The following is a 16,726-nucleotide window of genomic DNA, read 5'->3' on the forward strand; positions in this document are numbered from 1 at the left end:
TTTGGCTAGCTTAGACGGCGTCTGAAAACATGCCGGCGTTGTTGTTGGCATTAGGGGGCGGAGGCGTATGAACGATTTCTGCACGTATTGGAGCAGGCGGCATCGGGTTCAACTGGGCGACCGCCACTGAATGCGACTGCTGAACCCAATCTGTACCCGCCTCGCTCGAGAAAAACACGAAGGCGGAATGCGCAGCTAACGGTATCAGCAAGGCCACCGTCATCAGATAGTTCGAAGCTTCGATAATGATGCCGAAGCACCCGATGCCGCCGCAGAACGCCGAAGCTGCAAGAATGATGTTGGTCGTCGTCCGTGGGGACATCGACCTGTCGAGCAAGAGATGATGAAGGTGCGAGCGATCGGCCGCCAACGGACTGCGGCCTGCATAAAGCCGCCGGACGATCAGGCTGAGCGTATCGATCACGGGAATTGCGACGATCCAAAGGAGTACGGAAAACGCAATATGGGTATTGGTCGACAAGCGGATTATCAGATAGGCGATTGCAGCGCCTAGCGTCGTGCTGCCGGCATCTCCCAGGAATATCTTGGCGCGCGCGATCCAGGGGCTGCGCATGTTGAATGCAAGGAAACCACTGACTGCAGCCAACAGCACGACGATCGGCAGCACCAGTTCGCCCGCGCCTTTCCATCCGGCGACCACAGCGAGCCAGAAAAGAGCCACGGCCGCACTCCCGCCCGCCAAACCATCTATGCCATCGATCATGTTCCAGGAATTGATCAGGCCAACTACGAACAAAATAGCCACGACCGTAAGGAGCAGGAAGGATATGTCGAGAAGGACAGGCGGAAGTGCGATACCGGTCACAATGGTCGATCCTGACAGAGGATTGACCAGTATAATTGCTGCAACAAATTGCGCGGCAAGACGCTTCGTTGCCGAGAGTTCATTGCGATCGTCGATCACGCCAACAATGATTGTGATGAGGAGGCCGACCCAGAAGTTCAGGGCGAGTAGCGGCTCATTCCCCTGAACGAGCATGACCATTGCGAAGGCGGCGAATATAGCGATACCGCCGCATAGGGGCACGACGCCATCATGCAATTTTCTCCTGTCAGGATAATCGACAAGAGAACAGGCGTGCGACACCTTCTTCAAAACAACGATCAGCAAGGCACTGACTGCCATAGCTGCGAGACAATTGGTGATCCAAACAAACAAGACACACCTCCAGCTGATTGTGCATCCCTCGTGCAAGATGTTTTCACCTCGTCACGGCCGTACGGAATGCTTTTCATGGAGAATACCGCTGCCATTCACGCGGCACCATTTAGGAGAAGTGAGAAGCAGTTCCTCCTGAAGGATGAGCCCCGCTGTGTCCCTTTGGACTAATAGAATCGCGCGTATAAAGGGCTATTCTGGGTAAATTGGGTACTGATAGGCCACCATCGTTACTCCGTGTCACGGTCGCGTCACGTTTGGTTACATAGCCTTGCTGATCCGCAAGTATTAGCAGCATAAAACAGAATTGAAGTGGCCTTTCAGAAACTCCTTTCGAAATAAGATAAGTACAAGGGGAATACTTCTTTCACCAGGTGGCGTAGGGTATGAACATGAGTGTAACAGTTGCGCGTATGGGAACTGACCTTATTCAGCAAGGATCCCCGGTTGATGGCGGATCGAAATTCCGTGGCGGCATATTTATTCATGCCGAAGCGGGAGTTGTTTTCCAGGGGTTGATGCAATCTCTCGAAAGAACCTTTCCTGATATTCAGGTCAGCCTCTCGAATAACGTTGGGGACACGGGCACACCCGATCCCAATGTAGGCCTCGTGCTGCTTCACGCCGACTTTGCTTCCGACGTGGTCGACTGCATTGCCCGTTGCAAAATGCGTTTCCCGAATGCATCCGTTACGCTGATGATCGATGAGAACAGTCCTTCCACACAGGAACTCACCGGTCTTTTTGACAGCAAGACAATCCAGGGGCTTCTGCCCTTCAGCTTGAAACTTGATGTTTGGCTTGCGGTCGTCTGGCTACTGCTTAATGGGGGCGATTACTATCCCTCCACCATCATCCGTTCGATGGAAAAGTCACCCAGCGCGTCTGGTAAGGTACCGCAGCTCTACAATCAGCCAGATAATGCTTCCAACCGGGCATGGCCCGTCAAAACGCTGACATTGCGTGAACACGAGATCCTGCAGCTTTTATCGGAAGGCCTGCAGAACAAGATCATTGCAGACCGCCTGACGCTCTCCATCCACACGGTCAAGGTTCATGTGCATAATCTGATCCGCAAGTTGCGCGCGCACAACCGCACGCAAGCGACGGCGATCTATCGCAACAGCATGAACCATCATGGAATGAAACCCTTCGACACGACAGTTGTGCACTAGGTCGTGTGGACAGTTATCGATTGGAGCGTGGTATGAGCAAAAATCGCCCAGTTCCAGGAGCGAGCCCGAAGGCGGAGTTGTTCTCCGTCGAGGGCTTGCGACGCCGAAATGGGTGATTTTGGCCATATCCCTTTGGGACGCGGCGGATTTCCGCCCTGGCTTTGTTGAAAAGCCCTTGTGGTGGGAGACACCACAGCGGTCTTTTCGCCTTGCCAACTCAGAAATCCGGCTCGCGCCACGCCCAATCGCTATCTGTCCACACGACCTGACCCAACGGTCAGTCCAACTACCTCTAATGCAGGCCTTCTACCTCAAATTGGCGGCTTGTACGGTCTCATACCAGATGTAAGATCATAGCATGACGCTATTCCAGCCACATAGATTCGATGATCAATCGAACAGAACCAACGAATGCAAGAGCGCCCTCCGGGCAGCATTTGAGGAATTGGTGGATGACGCGTTGACCGCCGGTTGGGACAGGTATGAGGTTTCCCTCGCTTTGTCCGAACTTGGCGAACAACTGGTCCAGGCGACAGCTGAGAGCGCCGGTTCGGAAGCCGACATCGCCATCGCCAAAGCCATATTCGAAATCAAGCGCGCGTTCTAAAGCCCCATTGGAAATGGATCAGCAGCCATCATGACTATTGCATGACAGTGCTTCCATTCTCTTATATTTCTCCACGTGAATTTCTCTTGTGTATAGCTTTTTGAATATTGTGATCTGTAGTATTTTAGTGACTCAATCGAATTTATTATTTACTAATCAATTCTCTTTGGAATGACCGCAGCCATGGCCGCGTGAGGAAGGAAATTGACGGCAAAGTCTCGAGTTTCAGCGCTTTATCGGGTCATTGCGCTTGCCATGAGGAATGCCTTAATCCATAGTTATTAGACTTTATGCTAATACTCCCTCTAGTGAACTATTTGAAGCTATAGTAGAGTTAATGGCAAGACAGAACGGCATTAATCGATTGACAGGGCTACGTATACAGAAAATCAAATAAAATCCGGGGTTTAGGCGGAATGAAGCTGGCGGTTTTTGGAGAGGCAACTGTTAGTCTGGGCGGGCAACTCGTCCCGCGCGTACCTGCGAATTTTCTTCGCATAATCGTCTATTTGCTTCTCGAGAGTCCCAATCATTCTGTTTCCCGCGGAAAGCTTTCTCAAGTTTTCTGGTCCGATACGGATCAGGCCCATGCTTCCATGAATTTGCGCCAGAGCCTGGCGCGCATCCGCAAATTTCAGGAACAGTACGGCCTCAACCTTGTTCAGGGCGACGCCACATATGTCTATCTTAACCTGTCGCAGGTGAGGGCTGACCTGCTCAGCATCGATCTCCTTGAATATCTGGAGTTTGCGCAGTTGGGTGACATAGAATCTGTCCTTAGCCTTGCCGGTCTTTATTCAGGCGACCTGCTCGCACACAACGAACCGCAGAACTCCGATTTCGATGAATGGCTGGATGTCCAGCGCGTCAAGCTGCGTGATGATCTGATCACGACACTCTTGAGGATGGTCAACCAGCCGGTTGGGGTCAGCATCGATGAAAAACGCCAATGCGCCCGCAAGCTGATCGAGATCGATCCCTATCAGGAGGTCGGCTATCGCACTTTGATGCAAACGGCATCGCAACTAGGTCTGATAGCCAAGGTCGAACGCACATTCCGCGAATGCGCCAAGAAGCTCCGTGACGACCTCGATGTCGATCCGGAAGAAGAAACGATCGAGCTCTACCAGAAACTGCTACCCAAGCTTTCACCAGCGACAACGCGAACCCTTATCCTGCCGCAGCCGACTGCTCCGCTCGTCGGTAATGGTGTGGAAATCCAGACCCCGCAATCGATCCTGGCGACGACCCAGATCGAGCAGAACAAAAGGGCTGGCCTGCCGCGAGTCATGGTCCTTTATATGCCGCACAATGCAGCGGATCCGATGGAGCAGCTTGCAGCCTCGCTGGTAGACGATATCACCATCGGGCTTTGCCGCCTGCGTACACTCTCGGTTGTCGCGCCCTATACCTCGAAGAGGGTCGTCTCCGAATCTCCTATTGACAGTTTCGAAGGGCTGAATGCGCAATTCGGAGTCAACTATGCCGTCGACAGCAAGATCGTGCGGCGCGACGGTTTCTGTTTCCTGTCGGTGAAATTGGTGGATGTTGCTACGCAGGAAATCGTCTGGGCCGAAAAGCAGAAGTTCGATTATGTCCTCCCCGAGCAGCAATATCGCCAGCTGTCGATCCGCATCATACTCTCCGTCGTTTCGGTCATCGAGAAATCTGAACTCGACCGCTACAACAAGCTTTACCAGGATCCGAATGCTTACTACTGGTATCTCATCGGCAAGAGGGAAATAGACAAGTTCGACCTTCCAAAATTGCATCAATCGCGCCAGGCGTTCAAGAATGCCCTGACGGCTTCGCCAGATTTCGTGCCCGCCCTGAGTGGTATCGCGCGCACGATGCAAAAGGAATGGTTGATGCGTGCTCGAAGCGAGAAGGATATCCTGCTTGAGGGTGAGCAGATCGCCAAGCGTGCCGCACCAGCCGACCCGGATGATGAACGGCCTCTGCGCGAACTTGGCACCATCAGCATGTATCTTGGTAAATTCGATGACAGTCTCGAATATTTCGACCAAGGCGAGTCCATTAATCCGCAGCATGCCGATCTCCTTGCCGACTATGCTGATGCACTTAACCACTACGGCTATCTCGAGCTTTCATTTGAGAAGATTGAGCAGGCCATCGCTTTGAATCCGTTAGCCCCTGACTACTATTATTGGGTAGGCGCGGGCACACTTCACGACCTCGATCGGTATTCTGAGGCAATCGACTTTATACAGCGCATGCAGAACCCGCGCGTTGCTGCGCGTCCTATGGCAGCCTGCTGGGCCATGCTTGGCGAAAAAGAGAAAGCGTTTGAATGCAGAGATCAAGCACTAGAGGACAATCCAAACTTTAGAATTGATGACTGGATTAAGGGCATGTGCCTGAGGGTCCCGGAACAGCGTCAGAAATACGAAGACTCGCTCCGGGAAGCAGGTTTTCAATAATCAGCAACATTCGAACTTCAAGTAAAGGGACCATACTATGGCGAAATATTTTATCCTCGGCGAAGCCGGGCAGGCTGAGCTTTGGCTGGTTGACGTGGAAAATGGAACAGTTGCGCCGGCGGCCGGGGCGGGCGACGCTGGTTTGATCAAGGTCATTGAGACCGCAAGACAGCAAGGATTAACGACCATAAAAGGTGTGGATGTTGCGATTGCAACCAATAACAGATCCGATAGCGCAACGAAATCGCATATTGTTGATCCAACCCCAGTTAACAAGTAAGTTAAATTTGCAGAAAAAGGGGTCGTTTTCATACTTCTTCTTGATCTAAAATAGAATCGTCATACGTTCGCCATGTGGGCTCTCCTTCATAGAAAGGTTATTCGCATGGCAACGTTTTACATCATGAATGATCCAGAAACGAACACGCTTTGGCTCGTTGACTCTGAAACTCAAACGATCGAGCCTCTCGATCGTGATTTAATCGCCTCTTCCGGACTGGCTGGCAGTGAATTCATTGATTCGATTGCCAATCGACCCGGAAATATCTTTGCTGCCGATGCAAGCCGGAGTGACGCTACTGGTCGCGCTCATTCTAGCGGTATGGTAATGACGGCGGGCAGGCGGAATGATCCGTCGGACCGTGCGCATTTCTTTGGCCCTGCGTCGAAAGAAGCAGATATCGTCGTAACAGTGAACGCACGGGATGAAACATCTGATCGTGCTCACTCGAGCAGTCCGGTTGTGGCCACTGGGTATCGCAGCAATCCATCGGAGCGCGCGCATTCTGCCGGTCCGGTTGTGGCCACTGGGTATCGCAGCGATCCATCGGAGCGTGCGCATTCTGCCGGTCCGGTTGTGGACAGCGTGTACCGCAGCAATCCGTCGGAGCGTGCGCATTCCGCCGGTCCGGTTGTGGACAGCGCGTATCGTAGCAATCCATCGGAGCGTGCGCATTCCGCTGGTCCGGTTGTGGCCAGTGGGTACCGCAGCAATCCGTCGGAACGGGCGCATTCCGCTGGGCCCGCGGCAATAAACTAAACACAGTTGCAAGCGCGTTATCCAGCATTTGGATAGTTTGCAATAAATGCGTGCTTTGCGGCCTGATGGAGTGGCAATGAAACCATTGGCCGAGATTCCGGTTCTCGACCGGCTGGCGGCAGACGAAGCGAACCTTCGTTCTGCTTTCCGCCCGGGAGAATTGTCATCGACAAGACTGATCGATGCGGACGAAACCGTTGGCCGGTTGCGGCCGCACTTTCCTCGTTTGGGCATCGTCCGGATGGCCGAGGTGACCGGCCTCGACCGGATCGGCATTCCCGTGTGGATGGCCGTGCGCCCCAACAGCCGGACATTGGCTGTCAGCCAGGGCAAAGGCATCAGCGCCGCCCATGCCCGCGCTTCCGCTGTGATGGAGGCCGCCGAAATCGCCATTGCCGAAGATATTCCACTCGCTTCTTTTGCCGCCAGTCGCCGCGAGCTGCGCGACGCCGGCCACGATGTATTTGACGGGCGCATGCTGCTGATGCGTGGCGCGGACGAGGCCGGAGCCGATGAGAACGATTATTGGCTCGAAGGCTTCGACCTTTTGAAACAAAAGCCGGTTTTTGTGCCGCGCGAACTCGTTTCGCTCGATTTCACCTCGGCACGGCAGTCCTGGCATTATTGCCAGTCAACCGATGGCCTTGCCTCGGGCAATTGCCTGTTGGAAGCGGTTATTCATGGATTGTGCGAGCGTGTCGAACGCGATGCGACTGAGTTATGGCGCTTTCAACGCGACGCCGGTGTGCAGGCGCATTGCGTCGATCCGGCGGTTTTCGGCGATAGCGGCATTGACTGGCTGGCCGAGCGGATCGCTGCGGCAAACTTCGTCTTGCGGCTGTTCAACGTGACGTCGGATATCGGACTGCCCGTTTTCATGGCGACGATCAGCCCGGCGACACAGCATGGCACTTATCTGCATTTCGATCTCGCCGCTGGTTACGGTTGCCATTTGTCGCCGTGCGTTGCAGCTATGCGGGCTATAACCGAGGCAGCCCAGACACGAATCACCAATATTTCCGGTGCACGCGATGATTTCGACCCCTCCGAATATGCGCAGCGCCTTGCGCCGGATCTCGGCGTCTACATCCACGCCGAACCGGCCGACCATTGGCGGTTTGACGAGCCGGAACCTGCGGATCGAGCCAGCCTCGAAACTTATCTCGAACCCTTGCGCCGGCGCGGTATCGGCAGCGTCGTTGTCGTTCCAATGGGCGGCGAGGATTACGGGATGTCAGTCTGCCGTGTTTTGGTCAACGAGCTGGAAAGCCCGGCCGGTATCCGCAAGCATCGCTTTGGCGGGCGTGCGCTCAACGCCATGCTTCGGCAATAGGAGAGGGCGATGAAGATCCTGTTTGCGGGCCCAAGCCTTTCTGGAACTGAATTTGTACCTGTGCGAGGCGGTGAAGACCGCGTGCTGCCGGAATATGGGTTGACCTGCCGCGGCCCCGCCAAATGTGGTGATATCACCCATGCGGTAGATCAGGGCTTCCGCGTCATCGCACTGGTCGACGGGCGGTTCGAAGATGTTGCCGCGGTCTGGCACAAGGAAATTCTCTACGCGCTGTCACGCGGAGCCACTGTTTACGGCGCGGCCAGCATGGGCGCCCTACGCGCCGCCGAGTGCCATCCGTTTGGCATGATCGGCATCGGCGAAGTGTTCGAGCGCTATGCCTTTGGCGGCCTGGAAGATGATGCCGCCGTCGCGCAGGTTCATGCGCCCGCCGACTTCGGCTATGTCGCCTTCAGCGAAGCCATGGTGACCATCGACGCAACGCTCGATGCGGCGCTCGCCGCCGGAACAATCACCGCCGGGGAATACACTCTCGTTCGCGCGCGCGCCGATGCCGTATTTTTCAAAGAACGGACCTGGCGGCGTGTATTCGAGGTTGTCTCGTCCGAGATTGACCGCGCGGCTGAACGATTGAAACCACATATCCGCAATATCAAGCGTGAAGACGCCTCGATGCTGCTCGACGTTCTTCTGGAGCGTAAAAGCGCTACCCCGGTCAGAGAGCTGCGGCCTGATTTCGTCGGATGGCAATTCAACGAAACCACGCAATGGAGCAAGCTTCGGGTTTGAACCTATTGATTATTTCGTCCTGATTGCGCCTAACCCCAATTAATTACCGGACTTCTTGAAAAAACACCCAAAAAAGGCATTTGAGTCACGCTTGCGTAACGCTGTGAAACATAATCTCATCCCATGGTCGCAAGTTTAACGCATGAAAACAAAACAAAAAAGCATTCAAGCGTGTGGGAGCAAGCGGGCAGTCAGTGGGGGACCTACGCCGGAATTCTAAATATTATATAAACAGTAAACTCAGAATTTCGGCGTAGCACTGGTCAAGTTGGGGGTTTAGTTACAAAATAAAGTTCAGAAAACGACAGGTGAAAGCCACGCATTGCGCGCCCCCTCCAGGGCGCGTTTTTCTTTGTTGGTACCTTGCTCAAAATTTCTAGCAGAGTGTTATTCTGCGCCCCCCGACCGTTCGGTGTCATCGTCGCTTTCGTCATCATCATCGTCGGCGGCAAGCCATTGATCGAGAATTGCGACGGACATCGGGCCGAGATTGGGAATCAGCGTCAGGTCAAGCTGTCGCGCCCACGCACGCTCGGGCTCCCAATCTGGCGGCATGTTCCATGGGGTTCCGCCAAACTCGATCCACAGCGCATTCACGATGCGTGAATGCACTGTCTTTGAGGGGCAGAATGTCTGCAGGCGATTTCGCATGAATACCCTTGGCAAATGTTGCGTGAGATTGCTTTTCCTGTTCGTTTGGCCTGGGGCAGGGCCGGCGCTACGCTCGGCAACTGCCTTCTGCCTTGGATCTGGATGCGCAACGGAGAAACTCTTTGCCACGCGTGGCCAGGAAAGTTCTGGCCGATGCCGGGAACTGGACGGTGAGCCCGGCAATCGCAGGGATAAAGGACGCCATCTCATGGAGAAGGCGGCCCGTTCCCATTGTGTTTTTTCTCCGCTGTTCGTTCAGCGGTTTTCTTCTATACGGCATAACTCGGGCCCCCCAACGACCCCATTCAATTCTCTATCTGCCTCGGTAGTCCAGGAAAACTCAAGGCATTACTTCCAAGATCGTGGTTATATGCCATATAACCTGCGTTCCCCTTTTCTCACCAAGAAGTACCGATAGTTATAACGCAGTACAAATGCGGACACTAGGCAAAAATACCTTATTTGTATTTATAGTTCTTCTTTGTTTTCTAGTTTTTTCGATTCGCTTTTGACAAATAAGTTATAGTATATTGACTTTTCGTCAATAATTAAAATTGATTAACAGTACTAGCAAAACCATAGTAATAATTATTATAGCTCCAGAAACGGAGCCTTCACGTTTGAAGCGTGCGATTAGTTTCACGATATTACTTGTGGCGCTTGTGCGCCTGGCGCGTCAGACCTGGATATTTTTGAGCTTTATGAATGCCCAGATCGATTTATTCACGTCGATAACGGTGTCGATTGTCGCTTGAATTCGCTTCATCTCGGCATCGTCCAGAGCTTCGACTTTTCCGTATTTCAGATTGTCGTCCATGTCGACGATTCGCATCAGTTGGGTCGATGCAATGCTGCCTGTCTCGTCAAAAGAATAAATAACAATGGTTGTATTCGTTGCGCAGGCGCTGCTCGCGCGTCATACGGTTGCAGCTCCCTTGTTGGTGTTGAGCAGGTGGGCAATAAGGTAGATGAACAAGCTTTCGGTGTTCGTCCACGTATAGTTAAGTTTGCCCACCAGCATCAAACGTCATTAATGCGAGACGTTTTCTGACTTATACGGCCCGGGCCATCTCAAGCGAGCCGTCCACGCGACCCATCCCCGTACCGTACGCTTTAAAAGGGGGCTGGTACGCCTCCTGGTCCATGCTGTTCCGGTATACCGCTGCAGCTTGGGTGCGATTGTGAACCCGCAGCTTGCGGATAAGATTATGCACATGAACCTTGACGGTGTGTTCGGAGAGCGACAGCCGATCCGCAATGATCTTGTTCTGCAGACCTTCCGAGAGAAGCTCCAGGATCTGAGTTTCGCGGAGTGTCAGCGTCTTGATCTGCTTGACGACACCGGAACTATTTTTTCCTTGGTTGCCGAAAGCATTCGCGTGACCGCCGGCCGAGTTCTTCTCGATTGAACGTATGATAGCCGAAGGATAGTACTCACCGCCATTCAGCAGCAGCCAGATTACGGCCAGCCAGATATCGAGTTTGAGACTGAAAGGGAGAAGTCCCTGGACCTGTCGGTTGTCGAACAAGCTGTTCAACTCTTGTAGGCCGGCGCTGTTTTCATCGATCATCATTGTGATCGAGGCGCTGGGAAAGCGCTTTTTGAAACGTGTAATGCACTCGGCTACATCGGCGACGAAGCCGCTGTGAATAAGCACGAGACCAACATCTTCATCAAACTTTTCGAATTCGACGAATTTGCTGGAAAGGTTAACATCGATATCGGGAAATGTTCTTTCCAGGGATTGAACCAGGCCCTGAAATACCACTCCCGATTCGGCATAGATGAATATGCCACTTTTGAATTTTGAGTCGCCCTCAATCTTCGATGCATAATGAATATGGTCAGGTGTTGTTCCACTCATAATAGTTCCCTACGCCCTTTGATGAGAAGAGTATTTCTCTTCAGGATTTATTTGCGTTTTCGCTTAGTCCAATAAGTTCTTTTATTCATTTGCCTCAACCTGACAGTAAGCCCCCGCTACCCGTGTTGATTAATAGAGGATTAATAAATGCCGCGTGACGCGGTCGTGACATAAGCAGAGGATGAATTATGGGCTGATTCGAACTCTTGAAACCGATTTCGCGTGCAAAGACAGTGGTTGTCCGGATCTTGGCCTCCCCAATATTAATTATGTAGAACTCGTAGTTGCCGCTCCCTTGCCCCCATTTTGGGCACCGTGCTTAGAAAAAACGACCGTAGACGCTCATAACTTAAGGACTAGGCAGAGGGGCAACTCGCGCAGTGGGACGCAGCCAGGGGGTCTAAGCAAAATTGGTAGCTTTCGATTGGAGCCTTCGCGGCATAACGTCCGCTGGCTTGGATTTTATAGTATCTGTTCGGGATAATACGAGTATCAATCAGTAAACATAAGTACCGTATCTCGATATGAAGTATTTTTTCTATCGCAAAATCCTGCATCGACGGCTTTTGTTTGCTTGAACCTGAAAGCATATGGAGCAGGCATCGTAACCTCGTCTGAAATGCATAGAGGTTTTGCTCGCTCCGATCAAAAATCGGAAAAATAATCATGAGTGGAAACAAAAACAATCAATATAACTGGCACCCAGGTAACAATGGCGATCCATCGGCATCGGCGCCAACGAACTGGAAATGATGGAGAGAAACATTTCGGCGCTTGAGTTTCGCCGAATTGGGCGCAACGCCCAGATTGATGCCACCAAGACTCAGGTCGACCTCCTGAAAAATGAGTGCAAGGCAAAATATTCGCTGTTCAAAAAGGGTCTGATGGCCCGCTCGGAGGTGAGCGTGCTCGAGCGTGCCGTCGCGGATGGAATAGGCACCATGGCGCGGCTTGATGCCGAGATCATGGAAGTCAACGCCCAGATCGAGAAATTTCAAAAGGAAATGATCCAGACCAAGGAAGCAGGCGGCGCTCGATGAAATTCAAAGCGCAGAAGCCGAGCTCGACACGATACGCGAACAGACGCGGCAAGCCGCCAGCGTTTTGGACCGCACGGTAGTCAAGGCGCCCGTATCCGGAACGGTGATCCGACTATATTACCACACGTCTGGCGGCGTTATCGAAACCGGCAAACCGATCGTCGAGATCCTGCCCACAGGTGTCCCGTTAATCATCGAAGCGCAGATTCCTCGCATGCAGATCGATGAGGTAAAGGAAGGGCAGGAAGCTCACGTGCGATTAAGTGGGCTAAACCAGCGCACGACCCCGATCATCAATGGGCGTGTCGACTACGTGTCGGCCGATTCCATGGCAGATACGACGAGCGCGCAGAAACAGGACATCTATCTTGCGCGCATCAGCATCCCAGCCAACGAACTCGCCCGCATTCGTGGCTTTACCCCGACACCGGGCATGCCCGCGGATATTCTTATTCAAACGCATGAGCGCACATTCTTCGAATACCTGGCCAAGCCGGTTATCGACAGCATGTCACGGGCGTTCCGGGAGTACTGAGTCTATGAATCTAATGAAAACAGCGCCGGCAGCTAAGGGCTGCGGCGCTGTCAATTCAACGGCACGAATGTCTGACTAGATGCAGGCCATCCAGGCAATACGGCGAATGTCGGTGCGTGCGATCCCAAGATCAGCAAGGTTGCGATCGGTGCACGAACGCAGTTCGTGAAGGTTCTGCCGGTACTGACGATATTTGTGAATACGGTTGCGAAGGCTCATTGGTCTTACCCCTTTTATTGCCCTCCCTGGAAATAACTATGCTTCGATTTGTATCGATTTAAAACTGCAAATGTTGCAGAGCAGCATTGCTTATGGTGCATAGCGGTATAGGGCCGATATGAGCGCTCGCTGTCAGCTGTCGATGCGGGGCTTTTCATTGACAGATACTTGCGGCTATACAAGGAAGAGCACGATCCTTCTGTCTGTTCAGGATAAACCATTGTCACAGCCGGTAACTACCACTCGAGACGGGCTTGAGGAAAGACTGGCGCGTCTGACGGCACGCGACAAAGATGAGCGCGTCTTCGTCAAGCTCTATCCCGAAACCGCCCGCCGCGAGGCTGATGCTGCCGATCGGCGTCGGCGCGAGGGCGCGCGTCTTGGACCGCTCGACGGGCGGATTGTGTCGATCAAGGATCTCTTCGACGTCGCCGGTGAACCGACCCTGGCCGGTTCAATCATCCGGCGTACCGCCAATCCGGCAATTGCCGACGCTCTCATTGTTGAAAGACTACGTGCTGCCGGGGCGGTGATCATCGGCAAGACGATCATGACCGAATTTGCCTTCACTGCTGTCGGTCTGAACCCGCACTATCCGATAGCGCCGAATGCCGTCGATCCGGATCGCGTCGCAGGCGGATCGTCCACTGGTGCAGGCATATCGGTGGTGGAGGATACCAGCGAAATCTCCATAGGCTCGGATACGGGAGGGTCGGTTCGTATTCCCGCAGCGCTGAATGGAGTCGTTGGATTCAAACCGACAGCCAAGCGTGTGCCGCTGCAAGGTGCTTTTCCGCTGTCGCCAAGTCTCGATTCCATCGGGCCATTGGCGCGGTCGGCTACCGATTGCGCGATCGCCGATGCTGTTATGGCCGGGGAGACGATCCCGGTCCCTGAGGCGATTTTCCTGAATGGACTGCGGATAGGTGTGCCGCGAGGGCAACTGCTCGCGGAGGTGGAAAAGCCGATTGCCGATGCTTTCGAACAATGCCTGCAGGTTTGCGCAAAAGCAGGAGCGATCATCGCCGATTGTTCGGTTGATGATCTGATCGATGCGTTGGCTCAGGCGACGTCGATCGGTTCTATCGCTGGTATTGAAGCCAGCCGGATTCATGCTGAGTGGCTGCATGATGAGACGCTCGACGTTGACCAGCGTGTCCAGCGTCCGCTGTTGCGTCGTCTTGGTGTTTCCGAATCCGACTATATCCAGCTGATGCAGAAGCGGCAGGCGCTGGTGCGGCAGATGGATCAACGAATTTCCGCCTTTGATCTGTTCGCCCTGCCGACGACACCTATTGCCGCACCAACGATCGTCTCGGTGAGGGACGACGCCGTTTACAAGCAGGTTGAGACGCTGCTCCTGCGCAATACGCAGGTCGCCAATCAGTTCGATCTGACGGCGATCAGTCTGCCAATGCCGGGCCTGACTTTGCCGGGCGGACTGATGCTTGTCGCTCAACATGGTGCGGACAGGCGGCTGCTGGCCATGGCTCTGTCCGTGGAACAGCTTCTATCCTGAGCTATATAGTCGCCGGCCCATTTGAAATGATAATTATGAAACAACTCGAAATAGCCCTCGCAATTTCCGGGAATCTCGTCAGGATGCGCCACGCCTCACAAGGAAAGTTACTTTTATGATCCGTCATTGTGTGTTTATGCGTTTTCGTGGCGACGTGCCGTCGTTGGACCGCCAATCCATTTACCGCGATCTTCAAACTTTGTGCGCAAAGCTGCCGGGCGCGCTAACCATCACGTCCGGGGCGAATGTCAGTCCTGAGGAGGGCATGGACAAGCGATTTTCTGAAGGCTTTATCCTCGATTTTGCCGATGCGGCAGCGCGTGACGCCTATCTTGTTCATCCGGAACACCAGGAAATTGCAGGGCGGATCGTTGCTTCGACCGCAGGTGGCACTGACGGTGTTTTTGTTTTTGATATGGAAGTTTGAGACCGATGCAGGATAAGGAATTTTTCACGAAGCTGTTTCAGGCTGCAGTCGAAGCGGCGGATCCGGAGCGGACCATTGCAGCGCATCTTCCACCGAAGCCAAAAGGACGGACCATCGTCATTGGCGCAGGCAAAGGCTCGGCGCAAATGACCAGCGCTTTCGAGAAAGCGTGGGCCGCGAAACATGGAGATACTCCGCTCGAAGGACTTGTCGTCACACGCTATGGATTCGGTGCGCCTTGCAAACATATCGAGATCATCGAAGCGTCGCACCCGGTTCCGGACGCTGCAGGATTGGTGGCTTCCAAGCGCCTGCTTGAAATAGTGTCGGGGCTGACAGAAGACGATCTTGTCGTCGCGTTGATCTCCGGTGGCGGTTCTGCGCTGTTGCCGTCTCCGCCGCAAGGCATGACGCTTGAGGATGAAATCACCGTCAACAAGATGCTCCTTGCATCCGGTGCGCCAATCGCGGCGATGAATGCTGTGCGTAAGCATCTGTCAACCATAAAGGGTGGGCGTCTGGCTGCGGCGGCTCACCCGGCGCGTGTCTATTCGCTGATCGTCTCGGACATTCCCGGCGACAATCCCGCCTTCGTGGCTTCCGGCCCCACTGTGACCGATGAAACGACGCGGGAGGATGCCTTGAAGATCGTCGAGCGCTACAGTCTTGACCTGCCAGCAGCAGCGCTCGCGCACCTTCACTCAGCAAACGCCGATGCGCCCAAACCCTCCGATGCGGTTTTTGCCGGCCACGAGTATCATGTGATTGCCTCAGCCGGTGTGTCGCTTGAGGCAGCGGCGAAGGCCGCGCGCAATTTAGGCGTCGAGGCAGTCATACTCTCCGATGCAATCGAGGGCGAAGCACGTGAAGTCGCACACGTCCATGCGGCAATGGCGAAACAGGTCCTTGCCAAGGATCAACCATTCAAAAAACCCGTCGTCATACTGTCCGGCGGAGAGACGACTGTGACAGTGCGGGGCAAGGGCAAGGGCGGTCGCAACAGCGAATTCCTTCTGTCGCTTGCGATCGATATCGATGGAGCAGACGGGATCACCGCCTTTGCGGCAGACACCGACGGCATCGACGGTTCCGAAGACAATGCCGGCGCATTTGCCGATAGCACCAGCATTCCGCGGTTATTTGCCAAAGGGCAAGACGCATCGGCCCTACTCAACAAAAATGATGCCTGGACAGCATTTGTTGCGATCGACGATTTGTTCGTCCCCGGTCCTACCGGCACCAATGTCAACGATCTGCGAGCCATTCTCATTCGTTGATTGTCGGCTGACGGACGCTTAATCGCCATCTTTGGGTGGTCAACAGTGGCCGATTCATGCCAGCGTGAACTTGGCATGCAACACAACGATCCGCGCCATCGTCCGGCGCAATATCCAAAGGAAAGTCGAATGCGGATAGCACTGTCCCTGATCGCTCTGTCTCTCATGGTCGTCACGGGTTGCACCACCACACCAAAGACGACCACTCCCGCGGGACCTTCACCTGCCAAGGATACGCATTTTGTCCCGCCACCCAAATCCCTTACACAGCGCGCAACTCCCTCCAAGGAGCCCAGCCTGAGTGAGTCGGCTGCCGCGGCTGCAGCGAAGCCTGCCGCACAGTAACCCCATTTTTGCTATGCGACGCCGTCTCCGACTACATACGTTGGGGCGGCGTTTTGTATTTATACGGCAGGTCAATTTCTGGAGAGGCACGGGGCCCAAAACAACAAAACCCACCGCGGGAGGAGGTGCGGTGGGTTTCGTTGGTTATGGAGGGCCTTCTGGGAGGAGAAGAGGCCATCCGTTTCGACAGGGCCGGGAGGAGGTGACGCTGTCGAAAATTCCTGATTCGAGAATAACTCAACTGTCCTGATTTAATACAGACAATATTGCATAGCAGTAATGCATTTTGTGCAATGCAGCAATCTCATCGCCGAAGCGTCACG

The 16,726-nt window shown here is 53.9% G+C and carries 17 protein-coding genes and 1 pseudogene; 13 read left to right on the forward strand and 5 right to left on the reverse strand.

What is annotated here, in order from left to right:
- Positions 1–10: 10 nt before the first annotated feature.
- Positions 11–1,180 (reverse strand): MraY family glycosyltransferase, encoded by a 1,170-nt coding sequence (locus LB462_RS21245; RefSeq protein ID WP_224512122.1) that lies wholly within the window; start codon positions 1,178–1,180, stop codon positions 11–13.
- A 392-nt stretch (positions 1,181–1,572) separates the two neighbouring features.
- Here LB462_RS21245 and LB462_RS21250 point away from each other — a divergent pair, with 392 nt between their 5' ends.
- The 7 genes from LB462_RS21250 (at position 1,573) to LB462_RS21280 (ending at position 8,525) form a co-directional block, all read left to right on the forward strand.
- Positions 1,573–2,355 (forward strand): helix-turn-helix domain-containing protein, encoded by a 783-nt coding sequence (locus tag LB462_RS21250; protein ID WP_224512133.1) that lies wholly within the window; start codon positions 1,573–1,575, stop codon positions 2,353–2,355.
- Between the two features lie 358 nt (positions 2,356–2,713).
- On the forward strand, positions 2,714–2,962 hold the full coding sequence (locus LB462_RS21255) for a hypothetical protein (protein ID WP_224512135.1): 249 nt from the start codon (positions 2,714–2,716) through the stop codon (positions 2,960–2,962).
- 416 nt (positions 2,963–3,378) lie between these two features.
- Entirely contained in the window at positions 3,379–5,403 is a 2,025-nt protein-coding gene (locus LB462_RS21260; protein ID WP_224512137.1) for a BTAD domain-containing putative transcriptional regulator, read from the forward strand.
- 37 nt (positions 5,404–5,440) lie between these two features.
- Positions 5,441–5,683: a hypothetical protein gene (locus LB462_RS21265; protein ID WP_224512139.1), complete on the forward strand. Its 243-nt coding sequence runs from the start codon at positions 5,441–5,443 to the stop codon at positions 5,681–5,683.
- Positions 5,684–5,788: 105 nt separating this feature from the next.
- Positions 5,789–6,442 carry a hypothetical protein gene (locus LB462_RS21270; RefSeq protein WP_224512141.1) on the forward strand — a complete coding sequence of 218 codons (654 nt, stop codon included), beginning with the start codon at positions 5,789–5,791 and terminating at the stop codon, positions 6,440–6,442.
- 76 nt (positions 6,443–6,518) lie between these two features.
- Positions 6,519–7,775 carry a YcaO-like family protein gene (locus LB462_RS21275; RefSeq protein WP_224512143.1) on the forward strand — a complete coding sequence of 419 codons (1,257 nt, stop codon included), beginning with the start codon at positions 6,519–6,521 and terminating at the stop codon, positions 7,773–7,775.
- 9 nt (positions 7,776–7,784) lie between these two features.
- Positions 7,785–8,525: a TfuA-like protein gene (locus LB462_RS21280; protein WP_224512145.1), complete on the forward strand. Its 741-nt coding sequence runs from the start codon at positions 7,785–7,787 to the stop codon at positions 8,523–8,525.
- A gap of 387 nt (positions 8,526–8,912) precedes the next feature.
- Here LB462_RS21280 and LB462_RS21285 read toward each other — a convergent pair whose 3' ends face one another.
- From LB462_RS21285 to LB462_RS21295, 3 genes and pseudogenes are all read right to left on the reverse strand, one after another.
- Complete coding sequence (locus LB462_RS21285) at positions 8,913–9,176, reverse strand: hypothetical protein (protein ID WP_224512146.1); 264 nt, start codon at positions 9,174–9,176, stop codon at positions 8,913–8,915.
- Between the two features lie 676 nt (positions 9,177–9,852).
- Positions 9,853–10,197, reverse strand: a pseudogene (locus LB462_RS21290) (hypothetical protein).
- Between the two features lie 31 nt (positions 10,198–10,228).
- The gene (locus tag LB462_RS21295) at positions 10,229–11,041 is read right to left on the reverse strand and encodes a helix-turn-helix transcriptional regulator (RefSeq protein WP_224512148.1); all 813 of its coding nucleotides are present in this window, start codon (positions 11,039–11,041) and stop codon (positions 10,229–10,231) included.
- A 749-nt stretch (positions 11,042–11,790) separates the two neighbouring features.
- On the opposite strand from LB462_RS21295, the gene LB462_RS21300 reads away from it, so the two are divergent.
- Both LB462_RS21300 and LB462_RS21305 read left to right on the forward strand, forming a co-directional pair.
- Positions 11,791–12,081, forward strand: coding sequence for a hypothetical protein (locus LB462_RS21300; protein ID WP_224512149.1), 291 nt, complete (start codon positions 11,791–11,793; stop codon positions 12,079–12,081).
- A 64-nt stretch (positions 12,082–12,145) separates the two neighbouring features.
- Entirely contained in the window at positions 12,146–12,616 is a 471-nt protein-coding gene (locus LB462_RS21305; RefSeq protein ID WP_505483634.1) for a beta-barrel domain-containing protein, read from the forward strand.
- 75 nt (positions 12,617–12,691) lie between these two features.
- On the opposite strand, the gene LB462_RS21310 is transcribed toward LB462_RS21305, so the two are convergent.
- Positions 12,692–12,835: a DUF1127 domain-containing protein gene (locus LB462_RS21310; RefSeq protein ID WP_112526153.1), complete on the reverse strand. Its 144-nt coding sequence runs from the start codon at positions 12,833–12,835 to the stop codon at positions 12,692–12,694.
- A gap of 220 nt (positions 12,836–13,055) precedes the next feature.
- On the opposite strand from LB462_RS21310, the gene LB462_RS21315 reads away from it, so the two are divergent.
- From LB462_RS21315 to LB462_RS21330, 4 genes are all read left to right on the forward strand, one after another.
- The gene (locus LB462_RS21315) at positions 13,056–14,354 is read left to right on the forward strand and encodes an amidase (RefSeq protein WP_224512151.1); all 1,299 of its coding nucleotides are present in this window, start codon (positions 13,056–13,058) and stop codon (positions 14,352–14,354) included.
- A gap of 115 nt (positions 14,355–14,469) precedes the next feature.
- A complete protein-coding gene (locus LB462_RS21320; RefSeq protein WP_224512153.1) occupies positions 14,470–14,781 on the forward strand; it encodes a Dabb family protein in 312 nt (103 codons plus the stop codon).
- A 5-nt stretch (positions 14,782–14,786) separates the two neighbouring features.
- On the forward strand, positions 14,787–16,058 hold the full coding sequence (locus LB462_RS21325; RefSeq protein ID WP_370637254.1) for a glycerate kinase type-2 family protein: 1,272 nt from the start codon (positions 14,787–14,789) through the stop codon (positions 16,056–16,058).
- Positions 16,059–16,187: 129 nt separating this feature from the next.
- Complete coding sequence (locus tag LB462_RS21330) at positions 16,188–16,403, forward strand: hypothetical protein (protein WP_158482243.1); 216 nt, start codon at positions 16,188–16,190, stop codon at positions 16,401–16,403.
- The last annotated feature ends 323 nt before the right edge of the window (positions 16,404–16,726 follow it).

The sequence above is a fragment of the Phyllobacterium chamaecytisi genome (assembly GCF_020164455.1).
In the GTDB taxonomy this organism is placed as follows: domain Bacteria; phylum Pseudomonadota; class Alphaproteobacteria; order Rhizobiales; family Rhizobiaceae; genus Phyllobacterium; species Phyllobacterium chamaecytisi.

What these genes read in the sequence shown, in the direction of transcription:
- LB462_RS21300 (WP_224512149.1), top strand. Translation starts at nt 11,791, where the DNA reads ATGATGGAGAGAAACATTTCGGCGCTTGAGTTTCGCCGAATTGGGCGC.
- LB462_RS21330 (WP_158482243.1), top strand. Translation starts at nt 16,188, where the DNA reads ATGCGGATAGCACTGTCCCTGATCGCTCTGTCTCTCATGGTCGTCACG.
- LB462_RS21325 (WP_370637254.1), top strand. Translation starts at nt 14,787, where the DNA reads ATGCAGGATAAGGAATTTTTCACGAAGCTGTTTCAGGCTGCAGTCGAA.
- LB462_RS21265 (WP_224512139.1), top strand. Translation starts at nt 5,441, where the DNA reads ATGGCGAAATATTTTATCCTCGGCGAAGCCGGGCAGGCTGAGCTTTGG.
- LB462_RS21270 (WP_224512141.1), top strand. Translation starts at nt 5,789, where the DNA reads ATGGCAACGTTTTACATCATGAATGATCCAGAAACGAACACGCTTTGG.
- LB462_RS21310 (WP_112526153.1), bottom strand. Translation starts at nt 12,835, where the DNA reads ATGAGCCTTCGCAACCGTATTCACAAATATCGTCAGTACCGGCAGAAC.
- LB462_RS21275 (WP_224512143.1), top strand. Translation starts at nt 6,519, where the DNA reads ATGAAACCATTGGCCGAGATTCCGGTTCTCGACCGGCTGGCGGCAGAC.
- LB462_RS21255 (WP_224512135.1), top strand. Translation starts at nt 2,714, where the DNA reads ATGACGCTATTCCAGCCACATAGATTCGATGATCAATCGAACAGAACC.
- LB462_RS21295 (WP_224512148.1), bottom strand. Translation starts at nt 11,041, where the DNA reads ATGAGTGGAACAACACCTGACCATATTCATTATGCATCGAAGATTGAG.
- LB462_RS21320 (WP_224512153.1), top strand. Translation starts at nt 14,470, where the DNA reads ATGATCCGTCATTGTGTGTTTATGCGTTTTCGTGGCGACGTGCCGTCG.
- LB462_RS21285 (WP_224512146.1), bottom strand. Translation starts at nt 9,176, where the DNA reads ATGCGAAATCGCCTGCAGACATTCTGCCCCTCAAAGACAGTGCATTCA.
- LB462_RS21280 (WP_224512145.1), top strand. Translation starts at nt 7,785, where the DNA reads ATGAAGATCCTGTTTGCGGGCCCAAGCCTTTCTGGAACTGAATTTGTA.
- LB462_RS21260 (WP_224512137.1), top strand. Translation starts at nt 3,379, where the DNA reads ATGAAGCTGGCGGTTTTTGGAGAGGCAACTGTTAGTCTGGGCGGGCAA.
- LB462_RS21250 (WP_224512133.1), top strand. Translation starts at nt 1,573, where the DNA reads ATGAGTGTAACAGTTGCGCGTATGGGAACTGACCTTATTCAGCAAGGA.